The organism is Pelagibaculum spongiae (assembly GCF_003097315.1).
Classification (GTDB): Bacteria; Pseudomonadota; Gammaproteobacteria; order Enterobacterales; family Pelagibaculaceae; genus Pelagibaculum; species Pelagibaculum spongiae.
The window spans coordinates 555,071-576,049 of record NZ_QDDL01000001.1 but is presented as its reverse complement, the minus strand read 5'-3'; the positions used below and the strand labels follow the sequence as shown (position 1 = coordinate 576,049).

Sequence of the window (20,979 nt, the reverse complement as noted above, 5' to 3'; positions counted from 1 at the left end):
GAATTCAGTTAACTAACGCTTTGGAATCCCAGTAAAGTCATATAGCCAATAAACAGGCTTAAAAGAAGTGCGCCTTGTCGACGGCTAAGCTGCTGTCGATGTCTGCCGTGCATTAGAAACAGAGCAAGCAATAGCGTCAAGCCCACCATTGCCGGTAAGTCACGATAAATAGCTTCGCTGGCGACATTAGATGGGCTGATCAGGCCGGGAATACCCAATACAGCAAGAATATTGAAAATATTCGAGCCGACCACTGCGCCAATCGCCATTTCACCGTGGCCTTTTCTTGCACTGGACACTGCGGCAGCTAATTCCGGCAAGCTGGTACCGATAGCGATAATGGTTAAGCCGATTAAAAGTTCACTAAGACCGGCTAGCCGAGCTAGGTCTACCGCGCCAGAAACTAGCATTTTCGAACCCATCGGCAGCAAAATCATGCCAGCAACTAACCAAAACCATGCCTGTTTTGGTTGCATCGGATCAGGCATATCAACCTCAGGCGCTTTGCCGCTTTTGCTCTGCTGCATACCTTGGCGAATTAGCCAGATCATAAACACGGCCAAGCCAACAAAAAGAATCGTGCCGTCTAGTTGATCAAGGTGGCCATCTACTAATAATCCCGCAGCTAGCAATGTGACGAGTAATAGCTGTGGGATTTCACGTTTTAATATTGCGTTATCGGTAGTTAATGGTGCGATTAGCGCTGAACAGCCGAGAACCAAGGCAATGTTAGTGATGTTGGAGCCGATAACATTGCCGACCACAATATCGCCAGCACCTTCGCTAGCCGCGATAACACCGACCAGCATCTCTGGAGCAGAAGATCCGATAGCGACGATGGTCAAGCCAATCAGTGTTGGAGATATGCCTAATAAAGCGGCAACTGCAGCGGCACCGCCGATGAACTTATCAGCACTCCAACCGAGTAAAACCAAACCTGCGAGTGTGAGTAAAATTGCTGTAATCATAATTTCGAGCTTTAACAATAATGGCGGCAATGTAAGAAGAGTGCACCAAAGATGCAACTGTTTAATTCATATTGGTTATTGACCACGGCTGTCAGACCGGACAAACTTGCGATCTTCCCGAGGTATGGGATTTTGTTTTTTTTATGGATTTTGTACTGATTTTCACCGAGTTAGAAACTAATGTGAACTTTAGTACAGTGAAAGCGTGGCATATTGTAAATGACTCAACAGAACGACAATCTGATTGAAGTTCGTGATTTAAAATTCTCTCGCGGCAATCGCATTATTTATGACGGAATCGATATGGATATCCGTCGCGGAAAAATTACTGCTTTTATGGGGCCGAGTGGCACGGGTAAAACTACCTTGCTGCGGATTATCGGTGGTGAGCTGACTCCGGATTCTGGTGATGTATCAATTGATGGGCTGTCTGTGCCTAATATGACGCGCAAACAGCTATTTGATATCCGGCGTGATATGGGGATGATGTTTCAAAGCAGTGCATTGTTTAGTCAGTTAACTGTTTTTGAAAATGTCGCTTTTCCTATCCGTGAACACACCAATCTGTCAGAAAATATGATTCGTGATTTAGTGTTAATGAAACTAGATGCGGTGGGATTACGCGGTGCTAGGGATTTAATGCCAACCGAACTTTCTGGTGGTATGGCTCGCCGGGTTGCAATGGCCAGAGCGGTTGCATTGGATCCGGCGTTAATTATGTATGACGAACCTTTTGTAGGTCAGGATCCCATTTCAATGGGCGTACTAGTTACGCTGATCAAACGGTTAAATGATGCATTGCAACTTACTTCAGTAATTGTTTCTCACGATGTGCCAGAAGTAGCTTCAATTGCTGATTACATTTACTTAGTTGCCAATGGCAAAGTGATTGGCCAAGGCACCCCTGAAGAATTGAAATATAATGATGCGCCGAGGGTTAAGCAGTTTATGACGGGCTTACCTGATGGTCCGGTGCCATTTCATTTTCCGGCTGAAGATTTTGCCAAAGATTTATTGGCCGGGAGTAAAGCGTAATGCTGGATCATATTTTACGCGTTGGCAGATCTGGTAGTGACTGGATCGAGACAGTAGGCCGTGCAGGTATTTTTCTCGCCCAATCCATTTTCAGAGTACCCAAACCGCGTAGCGGCTTTCCTGCGTTGGTTGGGCAATTATATTCAGTGGGTGTTTTATCGTTACTGATTATTATTGTTTCAGCGCTGTTTATTGGCATGGTACTCGGGCTTCAGGGCTACACTATTTTGGTATCGTTTGGTGCTGAAGAAGCGTTAGGGCCGATGGTATCTTTAACGCTGGTTCGAGAATTAGGCCCGGTAGTTGCTGGTTTATTATTTGCCGGTCGTGCTGGTTCGGCATTAACTGCTGAAATTGGTTTAATGAAGGCAACAGAGCAGCTTTCTTCGATGGCAATGATGGCGGTTGATCCATTGCAACGAGTGATTGCACCAAGGTTCTGGGCAGGTTTTATTTCATTGCCGCTGCTAACGTTTATTTTCACCAGTGTTGGTGTAATGGGCGGTTATCTAGTGGGCGTGCAATGGTTGGGAATAGATAGTGGTGCCTTTTGGGGCAACATGCAGCAGGCAGTCGATTGGAGTGATGATGTTTTAAACGGCACGATAAAGAGTATTGTTTTCGGCGCTGTAGTTACTTGGATTGCTGTGTTTCAAGGATTTAATTGTATTCCGACTTCGGAAGGGATTGGTCGAGCAACCACAAGAACAGTGGTCTACGGCTCGTTAGCTATTTTGGGGTTGGATTTTATACTGACTGCCGTGATGTTTGGAGGATTGGCTTAATGAGAAGCCGTGGTCAAGAGTTTACCGTTGGTCTGTTTTTAATTATTGGCTTTGCTGCATTAGTGTTTATCGCGCTAAAAATCAGTGGCCTTGCGTTTGGTCAAGATCGTCTTGCTTACTCAGTTTCTGCTCGCTTTGAAAATGTTGGAAGTTTAGCAATTAGGGCACCTGTCACTATTGCTGGTGTCAAAGTAGGTGAAATCACCAAAATTGATTTTGACTCAGATACTTTCGAAGCAGTCGTAACCGTTGGAATGTATCAAGGCTATAACAAAATCCCCGCGGATACTTCTGCTAGCATTCATACCGCAGGCTTATTAGGTTCCCAGTATCTGGCCTTGTCACCTGGTGGTGATGATGAGTCGTTGGAGCAGGGTAGTGAAATTGAAATTACCCAATCAGCATTGGTATTAGAAGAACTGGTTGGACAGTTCCTGTTTAACGCAGGTTCAAATAGTAGCAATGAAGACGAGGAATTCTAAGTGAAAAAGTTATTGGGACTGTTTTTGTCTTTATCTTTGTTAATCAGCAGTTCTGTCTATGCCGATGATAACGCAGATGGTATAGCCGCGGTTCAGCTAGTTGATTCTGCAATTAGTAAAATGCTGCAGGAATTAAATCAGCGCAAAGATGAAATTAAAACGGATGACACGGTTGTTCCGGATATTCTGCGCCGTCAGGTAGTGCCGTATTTTGATGTGGTGCGTATGTCAAAAATTTCTTTAGGAAAATACTGGAGAAAACTGACGACTGATCAAAAGAGACAGTTTCTTGCTCGCTACACTGAATTAGTTATTGATACCTACAGCAAGGCTTTTGGCTCTTATAACGGCGAGCGAGTTGAAATTGTCGATAAAGTCAGCAAGGTGCGTAAAGGCAAAACGACCGTGCGTACACGTATTTTAAGAGATGTTGGCGCGCCGGTTTCAATTAACTACAAGATGTATACTGCCAAGTCGGGTATGTGGAAAGTCTACGACGTGCAAATTGAAGGCATTAGCATGGTGTCTTCATACAAGTCGCAGTTTTCTTCAACCATTAAGAAAGATGGTATTAATGGTTTGATGGAAAAATTGGGAATGGGTAATGGGTAGTCCTGTTGCCGAGCGAAATCTGAAGCAAAAAGCTCTGTTGCAAATTGAATCAGATGGTTGCTGGAAGCTCTCTGGCTGTTTGAACTTTGCTTGTGTATCCATGCTGGAACAGCAACTGGTTCAGGCAATAGAAAAAGCCAACCAAGATTTGCAGATAGACTTATCCGGCGTTGAGCACAGTGATTCCAGCGCAATTGCGCTATTAGTCAGCGCTTGGCGACTCGCCGAGCGACAAAATATATCAATAAAATTTACCGGTTTGCCGGACCAATTGATAACCATTGCTCAGTTATCTTCCCTCGATCACGTGCTACCTCTCGCCTGAGGTAGCAACTTTCATTATAATTGTTCGCTTGCCCGTTAGTTGGGGATATCGATGGATACCAATCAAGTCAAGCAGCTGCTCGAAGCAGATCTGCCAGATTGCTCGTTTGAAGTAAAAAGTGAGCATGTCGCCGGTGATGGCGGCCATTACGAAATTCATGCTGTGGGCGAATGCTTTGGCGAGTTGTCTCGAGTAAAAGCGCAACAGTTAGTGATGCGATGTATTGCAAAGCAAATTGCATCCAATGAAATTCATGCGGTACATATTCGTACTTACACACAACAACAATGGAATTCCTATCAGGGTAATCAATCCTGATTCGAGGCTGGTTCTAAATGGATAAATTAATGATCACCGGAGGCTCACCATTAGAAGGTGAAGTTCGTATTTCCGGTGCTAAAAATGCGGCGCTGCCGATTTTAATGTCAACTGTGCTGGCTGATGGTCCTATGTTGATCAGCAATGTGCCTCATCTGCACGATGTCACCACGACACTGGAATTGCTCGGTCGTCTGGGTGCGGAAATGACTTTGCATGAAGGCATGGCTGTTGAAATTGACCCAACCAAGATGGATTCCTTTGTCGCGCCCTACGAATTGGTGAAAACCATGCGCGCCTCTATCTTAATTCTTGGCCCGTTATTGGCTAAGCACGGTAGGGCTGATGTGTCTTTACCGGGTGGTTGTGCGATCGGTTCTCGTCCGGTTGATTTACACCTGAATGGTTTAACTGCCATGGGTGCAGATATCAAACTTGAAAATGGTTATATCAAAGCCCGGGTCGATGGTCGTTTAAAAGGCGCTCGGTTGGTGATGAATGAAGTCACAGTAACTGGTACCGAAAACCTGATGATGGCGGCAGTGCTGGCTGAAGGTACTACTACGATCGAAAATGCCGCGCGTGAACCAGAAGTAGTTGATTTAGCGATCTGCTTAAACGGCATTGGCGCTAAAATCTCTGGCGCTGGTACCGATACCATCACCATTGAAGGTGTTGAGCGTTTAACGGGTGGTGAGCACAGAATTTGTCCAGATCGTATCGAAACCGGTACTTATTTGGTGGCCGCGGCAATTACCGGTGGCAAAATCAAGTGTACTCATGCCGATCCAAGCTTGTTGGATGCCGTAGTCGTTAAGTTGGAAGAGTGTGGTGCCGATATCGATTGCGGCAAAGACTACATCACGCTGGATATGAAAGGTAAGCGACCTAAAGCAGTGAGCTTTAAAACGGCACCTTACCCAGCTTTCCCTACCGACATGCAAGCACAGTTCACAGCTTTAAATTTGGTTGCTGAAGGTGCAGGTATGATTACCGAAACCATTTTCGAAAACCGGTTTATGCATGTGCAAGAAATGCAGCGCATGGGCGGTAATATTCGAGTGGAAGGTAATACTGCATTTAGTCAGGGCGTTGAAAGCTTAACGGCCGCACCAGTAATGGCGACCGACTTGCGAGCGTCTGCATCTCTGGTATTAGCCGGACTGGTTGCTAAAGGCACCACCATTGTTGATCGGATTTATCACATCGACCGTGGTTATGAGCGAATTGAAGAAAAACTGTCACAGATTGGCGCCAAAATTAAACGCTTACCGGATTAAAGTGACTTTATTATGAGTGATAGCAGCCTGATTATTGCCCTGTCGAAGGGGCGCATTCTTAAAGAAACGCTGCCAATGCTGGCTAATGCCGGCATTGAATTACTGGAAGATCCAGATACCAGCCGCAAGCTGATTTTTGATACCAGTGATCCGCAGGTAAAGCTGGTGATTATTCGAGCGACCGATGTGCCGACTTATGTTGAGCATGGCGCGGCCGATTTGGGTGTTGCCGGTAAAGATGTGCTGATGGAGCATGGCTGCGAAAACTTGTATGAACCGCTGGATCTGAAAATTGCCAATTGCAAATTGATGACTGCGGCAGCGGTAACCGCTCCGGCATCGAACTCGGCGGGTAGAAGCCGAGTTCGTGTTGCGACCAAATTCGTCAACATCGCCAAGCGCTGGTACGCCAGTCAAGGCATTCAAGCCGAAGTCATTAAACTCTATGGTTCTATGGAATTAGCACCATTAGTAGGGCTGGCAGATGAAATTGTTGATGTAGTCGATACCGGAAATACCCTGAGAGCTAATGGATTAGAACCTCGGGAATTAATTTGTCATATCAGTTCGCGTTTAGTGGTCAATAAAGCTTCTATGAAGTTAAAACACCAAAAAATTCGCAGCCTGATAGATAAACTGTCGCAAGCCGTTTAATATTTTCTGTTTGTTTAAATAGAAAAAAACGGCGCTAGCCAACTTGTGATAATCACCCTGATTTTCCTGGAACCGCTATGAATAAAACGGCTATAAATACAACGATAGACACGCTAATTCGTCCAGAAATTAAAGCGCTCAATGCTTATAACGTGCCTTCATCCGATGGCATGATCAAATTAGATGCTATGGAAAATCCTTACGGTTGGCCCAAAGAGCTCAAGAAAGAGTTAAAGGCTCGCTTGGCCGACGCTGCAATTCATCGTTATCCAGACCCAAAAGCAACCGGCCTTAAAATGCAGTTGCGCCGAGTAATGAATGTGCCAGAAACCCAGGCAATGATGCTGGGCAACGGTTCAGATGAATTAATTCAGGTGCTAGCAATGGCAATTGCCAGCGCAGATCGAGTGATGATGGCGCCTGAGCCTGGCTTTGTGATGTATCCGATGGTGGCTAAATTTGTCGGAATGCAATATGTCGGCGTGCCGCTTAATAGCGATTTTTCTCTCGACTTGGCGGCATTTTTAACCGCGATTGAAACCCATCAGCCCTCGTTAATTTTCTTGGCCTATCCCAATAATCCAACCGGTAATTTGTTTGACGCTGAAGCGGTAGAAAAAATTATCGAAGCAGCGCCGGGCGTGGTGGTGGTTGATGAAGCCTATAACGCATTTACCGACCAAAGCTTTATGTCTCGCTTGGGGCAGCCGGGTTTTGAAAATCTGTTAGTGATGCGCACGGTGTCAAAAATGGGTTTAGCAGGCTTACGGTTAGGCATGCTAGCGGGTTCACCAGCCTGGGTTGCCGAACTAGAAAAGCTGCGTTTGCCGTATAACATTAACTGCCTAACTCAAATTGCAGCAGAATTTATGCTCAAGCACGACGGCAAGCTGGCCGAGCAAGCGGATGCTATTCGTGTCGATCGACAAAAAATGCAGCAAGATTTACAAATGCTGCCGGGAGTTGAAGTCTTTCCCAGTGAAGCCAATTTCTTGTTAGTGCGTGTGCCGCAAGGCAAAGCCAGTTGGTTGCACCAACAATTACAGCTACGCCGCATTCTGATTAAAAAGCTCGATGGCGGTCACCCACTGTTAACCGATTGCTTGCGCCTAACCATTGGCACGCCAACCGAGAATATGGCGCTAATGGCGGCATTGGTTGAGTTGCTCGACCCGGAGTCAGAAAGCTAAGTTTAATTGGATTGTTGATTTGAAAGGCCGGTTTTCCGGCCTTTTTTGTGGGTGGTGGAAAGGTAGTGTCCCAATTGTTTTAATAAACTTCATAATGTGGCTTAGTAAACCTAGCAAAGCGCTGCTAAGTTTTTTCTATTGAATCTTGCTAAGAACTAATAATTTAAAAGGAAGTTATAATGACTCATACAGTAACTAAGGTGGTTTGTTCCGATTGTAATCAAGAGTTTCCAGGGGTTCTACATGGTTTATTTGATCTAAATAAAAGATACGCTGCAGAGTGCCCTGAATGTAATAATGTGACTATTTTCAATGGAGTCTCTGATTTTATTGATACAGAAATTTCTTCTAGTGCGGTTGAAATAAAATGTATTTAAAGTCATAAATGTAATAATGTTTTTTTGCTTAAATAATATCTGCGATAGTCACGGTTTCAGTAATGAATGCAGGATGTAGTTTATAAAAGTAAGTCAGCCTGTATTAATAATGCCAAAAGAAAACCGCACCTTGCCATCAGGTGCGGTAATAGAACGGAATTTTAAGTTTAACTCTCTGGCCGAGTCCCCGCAGTCGCCATCAGTTTTTTATTTTCGCCGTTGCGCACTATTTGAATACTAAATCGATTTTCTGGCCGCATGCGGGCGATAAGGTCGAGTGCTTGGCGCTGGTTGTAGATGGCTTCTTGGCCGATGTAGGTCAGAATATCGCCGCTTTTTAAACCGGCTTTATCGGCAGGGCCGAGTGGTTGCACGCTGACCACTAATAAGCCGTGTTGTAAATTAAATAGGTGCATTTCCTGAGGTTCTAACTGGCGGGCACTAATGCCGAGCCAGCCGCGAATGACTCGGCCATATTGAATGATTTGCTTCAGCACTTCAGTGGCCAAACTAGACGGAATAGCAAAACCTATGCCGTTAGAACCGCCGCCATTTCGTGAATAAATCGCCGAATTAATAGCAACCAGTTCACCCCATGCATTAATTAATGCACCGCCAGAATTGCCCGGATTGATTGCAGCATCGGTTTGAATGAAATCTTCAATGGTGTTCAAACCTAGCCGATTAAGTCCGGTGGCACTGACAACGCCCATGCTCACTGCTTGACCCACGCCAAACGGATTACCAATCGCCAGTACAATGTCGCCAATGCGTACTGGGTGCATGGTGTTCAATGGAATGGTCGGTAATTGGCCGAGGTCGATTTGTAAAACGGCTAGGTCGGTATCTCGGTCAAAGCCAACGAGCCTAGCTTGTGAGAAACGACCATCGCGTAAACTGACGTTAATCGAGTCGGCGTTTTGCACCACGTGATAGTTGGTCAGTACATAGCCATCTTTAGTAAAGATAACTCCGGAACCGAGGCTGGTTTCGAATTCAGGTTTTGCTCGAAATGGCTGGCTCTCGATTAGTGGCAGTAGATCGGCCGATTTCAGCAATGGGTTGAGCGGTTGACTAATCGGTTGTTCAATTCGCTTGCTGGTATAGATATTGACCACGGCCGGTGCAGCTTTTTGCACTGCATTGGCAAAGCTAGTGTGGGTTGGTTGGAAGTCATCGTTATCACTGGAACCACTGAAAATCTCTGGCTGAATCAGCCATAACAGCGCGGCAGCCATCAAACCGGTGGCAATGCTCTGAAGAAAAAACTTTACGCTGCTGTTCATGGTTTAAAGTTCATCGTCCATTAAGTTGTGACTTATTTGCTAGTGCTACCAAATAAGTTTGGCAGACTGATTTTGACATTTTGTTATGAAATGTCGGTCGAAATCTCATTTTTCAATTGAATATCGACAATAGCAGGCAAGCGAGCCAAAATTGTTTGCCTATTGGCTGAGGACAAAATCTCAAGCGATAGGTATAAAGATCAATAATGCTTTTTGATATTGAGGATTACAACTGATCATGGCGCAACTGCGAGAGATTTGCCGTTACACGGATCAACTGCTGGAAGCTGGCAGTTTTAAAGACTATTGCCCGAACGGTTTGCAGCTAGAAGGAAAGGCTGAAGTTAAAAAAATTGTTTCAGGCGTTACCGCATCGGCAGACTTGATTGATCAAGCGATTGCCCAGGGTGCCGATTTGCTGCTGGTCCATCATGGTTGGTTCTGGAAAAACGAGCCAAGCCCAATTATTGGAATGCGTAAACGGCGCATTGCCAAAATGCTCCAGTCAGATATCAGCCTGCTGGCTTATCACTTGCCATTGGATGCACACCCGCAGCTAGGCAATAATGTACAACTTGGTCAGCTGCTCGATATTGATTTTCAGCCAGCGCAAAATCAGATGTTAGTTACGCAAGGTGAGTTGCCCCAGGCAATGTCAGCCGAGCAACTAGCGCAACATCTTGAATTAAAACTAGGTCGTGCACCGCTGCATTTTGGCCATGGCCCAAAGCAGATTAAGCGAGTGGCTTGGTGTACCGGTGGCGCACAGTCTTATATTCAAACGGCGCTGGATATGGGGGTTGATGCTTATATTACCGGTGAAGTTTCCGAGGCAACGTTTCATATTGCTAGAGAAGCAGGGATTCATTTCTTCGCTGCCGGTCATCATGCAACCGAACGTGGTGGAGTAAAAGCACTTGGTGATCACCTTGCAGAAAATTTTTCGATCGAACATCAATTTATTGATCTAATCAATCCGGTCTAACTCACCATGAGCGGCCAAATATTTAGATTGAGCGGTGGTTTTCTGTTTTAACCCATCGCTCAATTAATTACGTCACCTGTGGTATCAAATTTCCTTTGGTTTAAGTCTTTTTCTGTTACCTATGCTTTGTCTATGGAGGATAGCTGTCACTGCTGACATGTTGTCTGCCAGATAGGTTATTCACCCAGGGAAAAACTAACAGGGACACTGCTCTATGCAGCCACACGAGCTTCCGCAGCATCAACCATTGGTATTAGTGGTCGACGATGATCCAGTGATAAGGATGATGCTCAAACGCTTTTTGGAAGCGCAAAATATTCAGGTCAGTGAAGCAGTCAACGGCCAGGTCGCGCTGGACAAAATAAACCAGGAAAAACCAGACTTGGTATTGCTCGATTGTGCAATGCCGGTAATGGATGGTTTTGAAGCTTGCCAGAAGCTGCGATCAATTGAGCAATTTGCAGAAATTCCAATACTAATGATTACTTCATTAGAAGATGAGGCGTCAGTCGATAAGGCCTTTGAAGCAGGCGCCAGCGATTACATTACTAAGCCAATCAACTGGGCAATTTTGCGTCATCGTTTACATCGAATGATTAGCTCACGACAAACTCAAAATGAATTGGAATTAGCGTTTCGGGTGCTTGAAAGCACCAGCGAAGCAGTGATTATTATGAGCCTTGAAGGGGGCTTGTTGTCGGTGAATCGAGCGTTTACCAACATTACCGGCTTCACCCGGGATGATGTTCAAGGCCACAGTTTCAAATGGCTACTCAGTGAGTGCGATGATCATCAAGTGGAAATTGCTTGGTCGGGCTTAATGCGTGACGGTCATTGGCAAGGCGAACTAAAAGGGCGACGCAGAAAAGGTGACAGCTTTCCGCAATGGTTGAGTTTGTCGCTGGTGCGTAATAGTCGCGGTGAGGCAGTTAACGCATTGGCAATTGCCGCTGATATCAGCCGAATTCGCGATTCCGAACAGCAGCTAGATTATCTAGCCACCCACGATCCATTAACGGATTTGCCGAATCGCAGCCATTTCTTTGATCGCTTGCGCCGTTCTATTCGCCAAAGACAAGATCCGGGGATGTTGGCGGTGATGCTGATCGATCTTGATCGATTCAAAATTATCAATGAAAGCCTCGGCCACCCAATTGGTGACCAATTATTGTTGGCTGTGGCAGAACGATTAAAAGCAGAATTGCGTGAAGGCGATACGATTGCCAGACAAGGCGGTGATGAATTTGCGGTGGTGCTTTATGGAGTCACTCGAGTTAGAGCGGTTGCTGATTTAGCCAATCATTTATTAAAACAACTCACTGCGCCGTTTCAGCTGAAAGAACACCAATTGCATATCACCAGTTCCATCGGCATTAGTTTATGTCCAGCCGATGGCACTGATGCAGCGACCTTACTGAGAAATGCCGAACTGGCAATGTATTACGCCAAAGACCAAGGCAAAAATACCTTCCAGTTTTATTCACCAGAAATGAATGCTAAGGCGATGGAAAATCTATCGCTGGAAAATGATTTACGTGGTGCGCTAGCTCGAAATGAATTAGTAGTTTTTTATCAGCCTAAAGTAGATATCGCATCGGGAATTACTGTCGGTGCTGAAGCACTAATTCGCTGGGAGCATCCAAAGCTTGGGCAAATCTCACCGCTGAAATTTATTCCAATTGCTGAAGAAATCGGTTTGATCAATGACATTGGCCAATGGGTGTTGGCGCAAGCTTGTACTCAAGCCAAGCTTTGGCAGCAGCAAACGCCGGGTTTTGTAATTAGCGTGAATGTTTCACCGCAGCAATTTCGAGACGAAGATTTATTAGATCGAGTACAGGCAACGATTGCTCGTTCAGGCATCGACCCGTATAAGGTTGAGCTGGAATTAACCGAAGGCTGTTTGATGGATAGTGTCGAAAGTAATATCCAAACGCTGGAGGCACTAAAAGATCTTGGAGTTCGGCTGTCAGTAGATGATTTTGGAACGGGTTACTCTTCGTTAGCTTATTTAAAGCGTTTTCCAGTCGATGTATTAAAAATTGACCGATCTTTCGTTCGAGATTTAGCTAGTGACCCTGAGGATGCAGCGATTGTTTGCACCATTATTTCATTGGCGCATAGCCTGAAATTAGAAGTGGTTGCAGAGGGCGTTGAAGATACCGAGCAGTTGGCATTTCTAGCCAAACAAAATTGTGATCAATTTCAGGGCTATTTGTGTTCTCGCCCGGTGCCACCGGAAAACTTCCATTCTTTATTGAGCGCTCCGGCTAATTGGTTTTGTCTGCCAAGGCAGAAACAAAAAAGAAGTGACGATTCGCCGCCACTTAATCCGTAATTCTTAGCCTGAAATGTTTTTTGTTGAGTTGAATTTAGTTTTACTTCGAAAAAAAGGCCGTCATTTTAAATGACGGCCATTTTTTTATTGCTGTTTGTTGTTAATGGGTGCTTTTAATTACTTGAGCAGTAGGTAGAAAGAACCACGACCTCGAATCACATTTAACAGCAGTTCGCTTTGTGAGCGCTTAGCAATTTTACCTAGCTGCTTGATGCTATTCACACCACGGCGATTGACTGAATAAATAATATCGCCTGGGCGTAAGCCTTGATTCCATGCCGGGCTAAAGCGCTCAACTTGAGAGATCTCGACACCTTGCACGCCTTCAGTAATTTCTTCATCGCGGGCTTTTAAAATCGCACCCGCCAGTTGAGGGTGGATTGTTTCAGCTCGAGATTTTTTCTGCTCAGGTGCTTGAATCACCACTTTGGCAATTTTCTTTTTGCCGTCGCGAATATAAGTCACTTTTACTTTAGTGCCGCTGCGCAATAAACCAATGCTGTTGCGTAATTGGGCGCCATCCTTAACTTTTTTACCATCGACAGCGATGATGATGTCGTCTTTTTGCAGGCCCGCTTTTTTAGCGCCGGTGTTATCAAAGACTTTTTGTACCAGTGCGCCGTAGTCGACATCTGTGTCGAAATAAGGCTGTAGTTCGGCAGTAAAATCGCCAATTTGAACCCCTAAAATACCGCGTTGAACTTCACCGTGTTTCACGAGTTGATCGGTGAGGCTTTTTGCCATATTGATTGGAATAGCAAAGCCAATACCAACGTTACCGCCGCCTGGAGCGATAATAGCGGTGTTAATGCCGACTAGTTCACCACGAAGGTTAACCAGTGCGCCGCCGGAGTTGCCGGGGTTAATTGAAGCATCGGTTTGAATAAAGTCTTCATAGCCTTCAATACCTAAACCACTACGGCCTAAGGCGCTGACAATACCGGAAGTGACGGTTTGCCCTAATCCGAATGGATTGCCGATGGCAACTACAAAATCACCGACCCGCAAGCTATCGGAATTAGATAAAGGAATCGCAGTGAGATTTTTCGCTTCAACTTGAATTACTGCAACGTCTGAATCTGGATCGCCACCAATTAACTTAGCGTCTAATTCACGGCCATCACGCAGGGTGACTTTAATTTCATCGGCTTTATCGATCACGTGATTGTTGGTCAGGATGTAGCCGTTTTCAGCATCAATTACCACGCCTGAACCGAGGCTTTGTGTCGGGCGACCTTCTTGGCGAGGGCGGCGAGCGTTAGGGCCAAAGAAGAATTCAAATGGGTCAACTTGCTGTCTGGACGATGATTTGGCTTTGCTGCGAGTTGCAATGTTTACAACTGCAGGGGTGGATCGTTCCAGCATAGGTGCAAGGCTGGGAATTTGTTCACCATCAACCGCTAAAGGCAATGCCGCTTGGGCTGCGCCTGAAGTTCCGACAACAGAGGTGAAAACTAAAATGAAGCACGCGAGCAATTTTTGCATAATTATGGGGCACTCCAGCCGATAGGAAATGGATAAAATAACGTTTCAAGATCTTAAAAAGGTCGTATGAGATGACGAGCTTTGCAAGCTTGTTGTTGGTGATTTTGAGTGATAAATGTGGCTGAAGTTCAGCAAGCAATGTGCAGAAATATGGGAAGTACCTAATGTAAAGCCGTTGATCGTTAGATCTTGCAGTGCGATTGCTGACGGTTCCGGCAATATAATCTTGTTAGATGCTAGGTGGAGGTCGCTCTAGAGAGAGTGAAAACGTTACTTAATTTGATGGTGTGTCAGCTTTTTGATTGAGGTAATATCTATTTATATATAGAATAAGCGGCAAATATAAAAGTAATCAGCGGTGTAATGTGAGTTTGAAATAATTGCCTTCCAGTTTGCCAGTTAATGCTTTATTACCTGCCAGGCCGTGGCTGGAAAATGAGTGCTGATAGTCCAACCTACGCGGGTGCTTATTTAGCAGTGGGTGTTGATTTACAAGGTATTGCACCGAAGCAGTTTGAGCAGTTGCAAGTCGAGCTAGAAGCCACTAAAGCCCAGCTTGAAGAGGAAAACCTCGACGGCTTGACCAAGCACGATCTAACCGGGGCCATTATGCAAACCGGTGTGCTAGGTTATTTCGGCATGACCTATGCGCAAGATAAATTGGCAGCGCAGTTACAAAATGCAGTGACGTATCGCACGCCGTCCTACGGCACGTTTGGTATTGCGCCGACGGTAAGTTATTGGTTTGGTTTACCGCGTGATATCAAATTTGCTGGAGTGGGAATGGATATCGACCGGCTGGGGTTTGCGACCGAAGTGGGTAACAATTGTTATGTCGATTGGACCACATTGAACAGAGCCAGCGCAGCCCGGGCATCGGCATTTGAACATTTAATTCCTGAGATGCTGTTTGCTAACACCTCACAAACCAACTCTGAAGGCTCTGCCCAAGGCTCACCTCAAGGCGTTAGTGCGGTTAAGGCACTGCAAGTTGCAGCGCAGCAAGGGCAAAAGATTTTTACCCTGACCCAGACTAATATCGACCAGCTGAACAATATCTCGATTGATTCCGCCACCAAAAACGAAATCCGCAATGCGATTAGCCAAGGAAAAACCGTGCAAGTTCATGAGCGGGAAATCAACTACTTCGGCTGGAGTGGCTCGGGTTATATTATCGAAAATCCAGAAACCGGCAGTGGTGCATATAAAATTACCGGTGGGGCGAATGGGGCAATATTAATAGTTCTTGGATTACTTGTTTTGTTTTTATTGGGAATTAAAATATTTTTGCTCGGTGGAGTTGTGCTTACAGCTGTTATGAGTGCAGCGTTGGTTGCATTTGTTAATGCTGCTTTGGCGATGATTGCCTTAGGTATTTCTTTAGTTGCAGAAAGCTTGGGGCAGAAATTGATTGCAGATGTAGCATGTGCATTTTCATGGGTGTTTATAGGAGGGTCGATAGGAGGGTTGTTGGCTTTCTTTTTACCTGCTGTAGGAATAATTGGATCCAGTATAGTTAGTGAAGCGATAGGTGTTATAGCAATATTTTCTCAGTGTTCGATTTTATGATTAGGCTTTTTCTGGTTTTACTTACAGAGTTGATAGCTATTTCTTTAGGCGGGTATTTTGCTTTCAAATATGAGTCTATAGCCTGGGGCGTTGCAATGTTTGCTGTTTATAATTTGGCTTTTCTTCCGGTAATTTTCATAAAAAGGGAATAGGGTGAAGTGCATTGCTTAAAGGCAGTGCCATATATGGCAGGTTTTGTCGTGTGTTTTCAACAGTTGCTTTGACTATCGGCGGGCTGATTTTGGGTGGTTTTTGGGTAGGCGCTCTTGTGTTCTGGGCAGCATCGTTTTTGCTAGGGAATGCCCTTGTAGCAGTTGCTCAAAGTGAAGTGAGCTGCTCTTTGAGAAGAATATGATCAGATCAATTTATTTTGAATCAGAACAAGTTGCCAGAAAATTTTTGGCTTTATCTGTAGTCTGTCCTCCGTGGGCGATAATGTTGTTGCCTAAGCGGCACAGGGTTCTGGCAAGTGGTGCTTTCTTGTTACTGCTCGGAGCTGGAGTAGTTATGTACTTATCAAACATTGGGAACTGGTTTTATCAATATGCGATGTATACAGGCTCCTACTCCCTGATTGCTTTTTATCCGCTGCAAAAGCGTTTCAGCGAAAAATTGATTCTTACATATAAGGCCCTGCTTTTGCTGGTATGGCTTATCTCAATGGGGCTGGCTTTGACCGTCCCGTTTGTTTTAAAAGGTGTCGCTGTTTTGCTGCTTGGCCTAATTGCTTGGAGTTTTTTATGGCTTGATTTCAGGGGAGATTAGATGGGCTATTTTGTTTTTGGTCTGTTGTTATGGATGACGGGCATTTGGGGATTTTATCGTTTTGAGCATTCGGAGTACTTACAGGGCGTGTGGTACTTTTGGATTATGCTGGCTGGACTGTTTTTGATTTACCAGAAAACCCCCGGTAACAAGATTTTCTATAGGGATAAAGAATCTGTGGTTAAAGAATTGTTGCTTGGAATCGTTTTTTTCGGGTCTTTCCTGAGGGGGTATTTTTCTAATGATTATTTTGTAAACAAAGAGCTACAAAAACATGGTGCTTACACAAAAGTAACCAAACTAAGCTGGCGTCGAAACTGTGATGGCAAGTACGCATGCAAGGATAAGGCGTACTTTGAATTTGAGTATAAAGGGGAAATATTTCGTAATGCGCATCGGGTTGATTGGGAAGATCGAAACCACCCGGTTCAAATTCACTTTTCTACCAATACTCCAGATGTTGCGTTTTTAGTACCGGTGGATGAAAAGAAGTAATGATATTTGGATTTGACTGGCAGCTGTGACAATTCCGGTTGCACTTAAGTGCTATTTGGAGAGCTAACACATAAAGGCAGTGCCGCCCAACAAGGGCAGAAGATATTTACCTTAACCAAAGATAATATCGATCAGTTAAATAATATCTCGATTGATCATGCCGCCAAAAACGAAATCCGTAATGCCATTAGCCAGGGTAAAACCGTGCAAGTGCATGAAAAAGAAATCAACTACTTCGGCTGGAGTGGCTCGGGATATATTATCGAAAACCCCGAGACCGGCAGCGGTGCATATAAAATCACCGGCGGGGCGAATGGGGCGGCACTTATAAATTATCTTTATGGCATGATCGCTTTTTTATTGGGTGCGGCTGATGGATATACGGGTAAGTTTGCTAAATATGCTGATGCATGGTGGTCGGAAAAAATAAAAAAACTTCAATCAGCTGCAAAATTAGCAAAAGTGGCAGGAGTATTTGGTTTGCTTGTAGGGTTTACTTCAATTGCCTTAAGTGAACACTCTTTAGAATCAAAAATTGGATTGGCAGTAATATCGGTAGTTGCATTTGCAATTACATTAGAAGTAGTTGCGCTGGTGGTCGCTGCGATATCTTCTTCGGCAATCGCCTTTTTAATTGGAGGTGCAGTTGCAGCAATAATTGCTGTTTTTGCAAATACCTTGGGTAATTATTTGTTTTCACATGTGAGACGATGGGATGAGCAGTTCGCTCGGTTTGCATAAGGATTGAAATGAATATCATCATTATATTTATGGGTTTGGCTATCTGCTTATATGCAATCATTTGGTATGTTTGGAGTTTGTTTTGGGTGGATATTCAGGCAAAAGTAATGCAGGTCGAGTATGTAAATAAATCTGTTCCTGGAAGTGTTCTCTTTAGATTGAAATATAAGGCGGTCTTATATAAATTCATGTTAAATAAAGAAAAGAAGCTTGGGGGGCAGCAAGGGTTGTTTTTGAAAGGGTTTGGCCCAAATGTTTTAGTTGGAGATACTGTGATTGTTATAAAAAACCCTTCAAGCAATTTTTTCTGTTTGAAAAGAAGGTTTTTTGATTTTTGTGTAATGCTTGCACTGATTGCTGTTGGAGCAGGGGCAATGTTTGCATTTTGGTAGAGAAAAGCATACAGCCCAAAGGAATGGTAAGAGCAGGAGCAAATGAATCTTATGCATAAGTAATCTGATTTTCTTTTGATTGGAAAATGAGTATTGATAGCCCAGCCTATGCCAGCGTTGGTCTGGTGGTTGGGCTTGATTTTCGGTGTTAACGAAACAAGGGAAAACAGATGCCAGCCAAAGATTTCACTCCTTCATAATGGCTGCAAATAAAAAATATTAATTCACGGTAGACCAGTAATGAAAATTACTGGTCTACCGATATGATGTCAGTGTCATCAAAACCATTAATCTTGAACAGCTGGGAGCGACCGAAGTGGGTAATAACTGCTATGTCGACTGGACTACTTTAAACCGCACCAGTGCGGCGCGGGCATCGGCATTTGAGCATTTAATTCCTGAAATGCTGTTTAACAATGATTCAACAGACCCGGCAAATGCGCCGCAAGCTGTTAGTGCTGTCAAGGCGTTGCAAGTCGCTGCGCAGCAAGGGCAAAAAATCTTTACCCTGACCCAGGAAAATATCGACCAGCTGAACAATATCTCGATTGATTCCGCCACCAAAAACGAAATCCGCAATGCGATTAGCCAAGGAAAAACCGTGCAAGTTCATGAGCGGGAAATCAACTACTTCGGCTGGAGTGGCTCGGGTTATATTATCGAAAATCCAGAAACCGGCAGTGGTGCATATAAAATTACAGGTGGAGCGAATGGGAGTTGGGAAGCTCTTGATGAAGACCTCGCCGGTTGGTTAACGGCCATTGGTTTTTTCACTGGGATTTTAGCGGGTGCTGTCAGTTCTGTTTTGATTGCTGTTCTTCTTTTGGTTGTATCGATAGTTATTGCTGCAATCCTTGTATATGACTTACTGCACGCGAGAGCAAATTCAGATAGCAAATGCAGGGATGCGTTTTTAGCTTTATCATCAATTGCTGTTGTGTTTGTAGTTATAGGTTTTTTTGTGAATCCGATGTTGGGTCTAGTTGCTTTATATGCTTCCCTGATTGCGGGGAATTCTTTAGCGCCATCCGACCAGGCATGTAAAGACTTAGCAAGGAGGCCTGCTTGATGTTGCCAATTATTGGTTTTGGGTGTCTGGGCGCAAGCTTGTTCTTTTGTATTTATTTTGTCTATGCGCTTGTATCTAAAAAAGTATATGCGGCAGGTAGATGGCTATATCGTTGTGAAGATACAGCGGCGTACTGGATTGCTTTAGTGGGGGTTGTCGTGATGATGGTTTTCACTTTTTTCTGCGCTGGGATATATCTGCCAGGTTTGTTTTGAGGTAACCATTCAGCATGTCACACCAACCGATCCAATTTCTCCTGAATAAAGTCCGGCCATTTACCCGCAAATAATAACGACAAAGCTTCCCCAACACCGACCCCATTTTTTTGGCAGGTCGATATATAGCTCCGGATTCTGCAATACGCTTTCACGCCATCCCATGAGCGGAAGCAGCCTGATATCTTCTGCTGAACCTTGCTCATACGGAAGTCCCGTTCACCCTGATTATTGGTAAACGGTGCTCGGGTATTACTCATAAACCGCAGCACGTCTGCTTCAAAATCCCGCAGCCGCTCTAATAAATTTCTCGATTTACTTCGTGCTAATTTCCCTCGTTTTAATTGACCTTTTTTATCCGCTTTTTTTGGCTCAGGTGCCGGGCATTCCCGATCACCTGCTTTTAATATTTTTCGATATCGCTTCACCCATTTTTGACACTGCTTTTCATCCAACTCACCCCCCGCCTCATTGACTGCCGTATTCATTTCATAAAGCAGATCTTCCATTGCCTTGGCCCACTGCTGGCCATCTTGCTCATGGGCTCGCGCCAATTCACGTACATGATGGGCGTTACACAATACATGCAAGCACAGCACAAATCGGTAGTAGCTTTTCCAGTGATCGTGTACCAATAAACCGGTAAATTTAGGCAAGATGTCGATCGCTTCCATTGCCTCGATACCTCTTGATTCATGCGCTTCAATCCACGTCCAGCGGTCATTGCTCGCGACATGTAGCCACTTTCGTTTACCATTGATATTGACGCCGGTTTCATCGGCATGAATCAAATCTCCAGCACGCAAAATAGCCGGTACTAACTGAGCAAATGGCTTCAGTCGATGAAAAGCTTCCTGATTAAAATTGGCAAGGCTACCGGTGCTGATTGGCGCATCCAATATCTCAGCGAAGTGCTTTTGAGTCCGTTCATAAGGAATCAGCTGGTAGCTCGACATATAAACCGCGTTGGCTTTAAACTCATTGCCATATTGTATTGGCCGAGTGACCCCTTGCGGAAACTCAGCAACAAACTGGTTACCCTGCTCGTCTTGTAGAATCTGCGCCCGATATTCGGTGACATATCGGGTAATACGAACATCAACTACTTGGCGGCTTTCACTGCCAACAACACGGTATTTTCCTTTCGGCAATTGGCTACGATCAATCGTAATATCCAGCACTTCATCTGGGTCTTTCACCGGTGATAAATTACTGCCTTTATGGCCAGGCTGCCCGCCTGGGTTTTTATTGCTTTTGGCGCGCGATTTCTTTTCTCGATTAGGATCTGCCGATGGCGGAATGCTGGAGTTTTTGCTGTTTAGCCCTTTGCTATCAAGCAATATCTTAACGACGAGCATCAGCATACGAACCATCGCCACCAGTTCGGGCGGTAAGCTTTTGCTTTTGGCTAACAATCGCTCGGTTTCAGCGATTGTTTTATTAATTTCGATTGAGTCCATGCGGTTATTATCGCACAGGTTTTCAGGGTGGTTTTTTTGTCTCTGAGGCTTACTGTGGCGACTTTTTAGAAGCGGAATGCTGATGCGCTATTCTGAGCAAAAAACATTGATAATCAGGTGTGTTAATAGCAGTTTAATGCGGCGTTTAAGTGG

Annotated in this window: 23 protein-coding genes; 19 read left to right on the top strand and 4 right to left on the bottom strand. The window is 44.7% G+C overall.

The window, feature by feature from the left end; genetic code table 11:
* Positions 1-8: 8 nt before the first annotated feature.
* Positions 9-968 carry a calcium/sodium antiporter gene (locus DC094_RS02530; protein ID WP_116686179.1) on the bottom strand — a complete coding sequence of 320 codons (960 nt, stop codon included), beginning with the start codon at positions 966-968 and terminating at the stop codon, positions 9-11.
* Between the two features lie 219 nt (positions 969-1,187).
* Here DC094_RS02530 and DC094_RS02525 point away from each other — a divergent pair, with 219 nt between their 5' ends.
* The 10 genes from DC094_RS02525 (at position 1,188) to DC094_RS21825 (ending at position 8,026) form a co-directional block, all read left to right on the top strand.
* Complete coding sequence (locus DC094_RS02525) at positions 1,188-2,003, top strand: ATP-binding cassette domain-containing protein (protein ID WP_116685506.1); 816 nt, start codon at positions 1,188-1,190, stop codon at positions 2,001-2,003.
* Positions 2,003-2,788, top strand: a complete 786-nt coding sequence (mlaE, locus tag DC094_RS02520) for a lipid asymmetry maintenance ABC transporter permease subunit MlaE (protein ID WP_116685505.1) — start codon at positions 2,003-2,005, stop codon at positions 2,786-2,788. The genes DC094_RS02525 and mlaE overlap by 1 nt, the downstream gene beginning before the upstream one ends.
* Positions 2,788-3,270 (top strand): outer membrane lipid asymmetry maintenance protein MlaD, encoded by a 483-nt coding sequence (mlaD, locus tag DC094_RS02515; RefSeq protein ID WP_116685504.1) that lies wholly within the window; start codon positions 2,788-2,790, stop codon positions 3,268-3,270. The genes mlaE and mlaD overlap by 1 nt, the downstream gene beginning before the upstream one ends.
* The gene (locus DC094_RS02510) at positions 3,271-3,882 is read left to right on the top strand and encodes an MlaC/ttg2D family ABC transporter substrate-binding protein (RefSeq protein WP_116685503.1); all 612 of its coding nucleotides are present in this window, start codon (positions 3,271-3,273) and stop codon (positions 3,880-3,882) included.
* A complete protein-coding gene (locus DC094_RS02505; protein ID WP_116685502.1) occupies positions 3,875-4,207 on the top strand; it encodes an STAS domain-containing protein in 333 nt (110 codons plus the stop codon). Before DC094_RS02510 ends, DC094_RS02505 begins: the two co-directional genes overlap by 8 nt.
* A gap of 51 nt (positions 4,208-4,258) precedes the next feature.
* Positions 4,259-4,525: a BolA family protein gene (locus tag DC094_RS02500; protein ID WP_116685501.1), complete on the top strand. Its 267-nt coding sequence runs from the start codon at positions 4,259-4,261 to the stop codon at positions 4,523-4,525.
* Between the two features lie 17 nt (positions 4,526-4,542).
* Positions 4,543-5,805: a UDP-N-acetylglucosamine 1-carboxyvinyltransferase gene (gene murA / locus DC094_RS02495; protein WP_116685500.1), complete on the top strand. Its 1,263-nt coding sequence runs from the start codon at positions 4,543-4,545 to the stop codon at positions 5,803-5,805.
* A 12-nt stretch (positions 5,806-5,817) separates the two neighbouring features.
* Complete coding sequence (gene hisG / locus DC094_RS02490) at positions 5,818-6,459, top strand: ATP phosphoribosyltransferase (RefSeq protein WP_116685499.1); 642 nt, start codon at positions 5,818-5,820, stop codon at positions 6,457-6,459.
* Positions 6,460-6,536: 77 nt separating this feature from the next.
* On the top strand, positions 6,537-7,649 hold the full coding sequence (gene hisC / locus DC094_RS02485; RefSeq protein ID WP_116685498.1) for a histidinol-phosphate transaminase: 1,113 nt from the start codon (positions 6,537-6,539) through the stop codon (positions 7,647-7,649).
* Positions 7,650-7,828: 179 nt separating this feature from the next.
* A complete protein-coding gene (locus tag DC094_RS21825) occupies positions 7,829-8,026 on the top strand; it encodes a hypothetical protein (protein WP_133245446.1) in 198 nt (65 codons plus the stop codon).
* Positions 8,027-8,193: 167 nt separating this feature from the next.
* On the opposite strand, the gene DC094_RS02480 is transcribed toward DC094_RS21825, so the two are convergent.
* Entirely contained in the window at positions 8,194-9,312 is a 1,119-nt protein-coding gene (locus DC094_RS02480) for a S1C family serine protease (RefSeq protein ID WP_116685497.1), read from the bottom strand.
* A 238-nt stretch (positions 9,313-9,550) separates the two neighbouring features.
* Here DC094_RS02480 and DC094_RS02475 point away from each other — a divergent pair, with 238 nt between their 5' ends.
* A complete protein-coding gene (locus DC094_RS02475) occupies positions 9,551-10,297 on the top strand; it encodes a Nif3-like dinuclear metal center hexameric protein (protein ID WP_116685496.1) in 747 nt (248 codons plus the stop codon).
* 214 nt (positions 10,298-10,511) lie between these two features.
* Positions 10,512-12,635 (top strand): two-component system response regulator, encoded by a 2,124-nt coding sequence (locus DC094_RS02470; protein WP_116685495.1) that lies wholly within the window; start codon positions 10,512-10,514, stop codon positions 12,633-12,635.
* 117 nt (positions 12,636-12,752) lie between these two features.
* Here the strand turns inward: DC094_RS02470 and DC094_RS02465 are convergent, their stop codons facing one another.
* On the bottom strand, positions 12,753-14,120 hold the full coding sequence (locus DC094_RS02465; protein ID WP_116685494.1) for a DegQ family serine endoprotease: 1,368 nt from the start codon (positions 14,118-14,120) through the stop codon (positions 12,753-12,755).
* 435 nt (positions 14,121-14,555) lie between these two features.
* On the opposite strand from DC094_RS02465, the gene DC094_RS02460 reads away from it, so the two are divergent.
* From DC094_RS02460 to DC094_RS02430, 7 genes are all read left to right on the top strand, one after another.
* Entirely contained in the window at positions 14,556-15,689 is a 1,134-nt protein-coding gene (locus DC094_RS02460; RefSeq protein ID WP_133245445.1) for a hypothetical protein, read from the top strand.
* Between the two features lie 351 nt (positions 15,690-16,040).
* Entirely contained in the window at positions 16,041-16,454 is a 414-nt protein-coding gene (locus DC094_RS02455; protein ID WP_116685492.1) for a hypothetical protein, read from the top strand.
* The gene (locus DC094_RS02450) at positions 16,455-16,949 is read left to right on the top strand and encodes a hypothetical protein (RefSeq protein WP_116685491.1); all 495 of its coding nucleotides are present in this window, start codon (positions 16,455-16,457) and stop codon (positions 16,947-16,949) included.
* Positions 16,950-17,153: 204 nt separating this feature from the next.
* Positions 17,154-17,690, top strand: coding sequence for a hypothetical protein (locus DC094_RS02445; protein WP_133245444.1), 537 nt, complete (start codon positions 17,154-17,156; stop codon positions 17,688-17,690).
* An 8-nt stretch (positions 17,691-17,698) separates the two neighbouring features.
* A complete protein-coding gene (locus DC094_RS02440; RefSeq protein ID WP_116685489.1) occupies positions 17,699-18,082 on the top strand; it encodes a hypothetical protein in 384 nt (127 codons plus the stop codon).
* Positions 18,083-18,398: 316 nt separating this feature from the next.
* Positions 18,399-19,151 carry a hypothetical protein gene (locus DC094_RS02435; protein ID WP_116685488.1) on the top strand — a complete coding sequence of 251 codons (753 nt, stop codon included), beginning with the start codon at positions 18,399-18,401 and terminating at the stop codon, positions 19,149-19,151.
* Positions 19,151-19,366 carry a hypothetical protein gene (locus tag DC094_RS02430; protein WP_116685487.1) on the top strand — a complete coding sequence of 72 codons (216 nt, stop codon included), beginning with the start codon at positions 19,151-19,153 and terminating at the stop codon, positions 19,364-19,366. The genes DC094_RS02435 and DC094_RS02430 overlap by 1 nt, the downstream gene beginning before the upstream one ends.
* A 17-nt stretch (positions 19,367-19,383) precedes the next feature.
* Here the strand turns inward: DC094_RS02430 and tnpC are convergent, their stop codons facing one another.
* Positions 19,384-20,826, bottom strand: a complete 1,443-nt coding sequence (gene tnpC, locus DC094_RS02425) for an IS66 family transposase (protein ID WP_116685486.1) — start codon at positions 20,824-20,826, stop codon at positions 19,384-19,386.
* Positions 20,827-20,979: the final 153 nt, after the last annotated feature.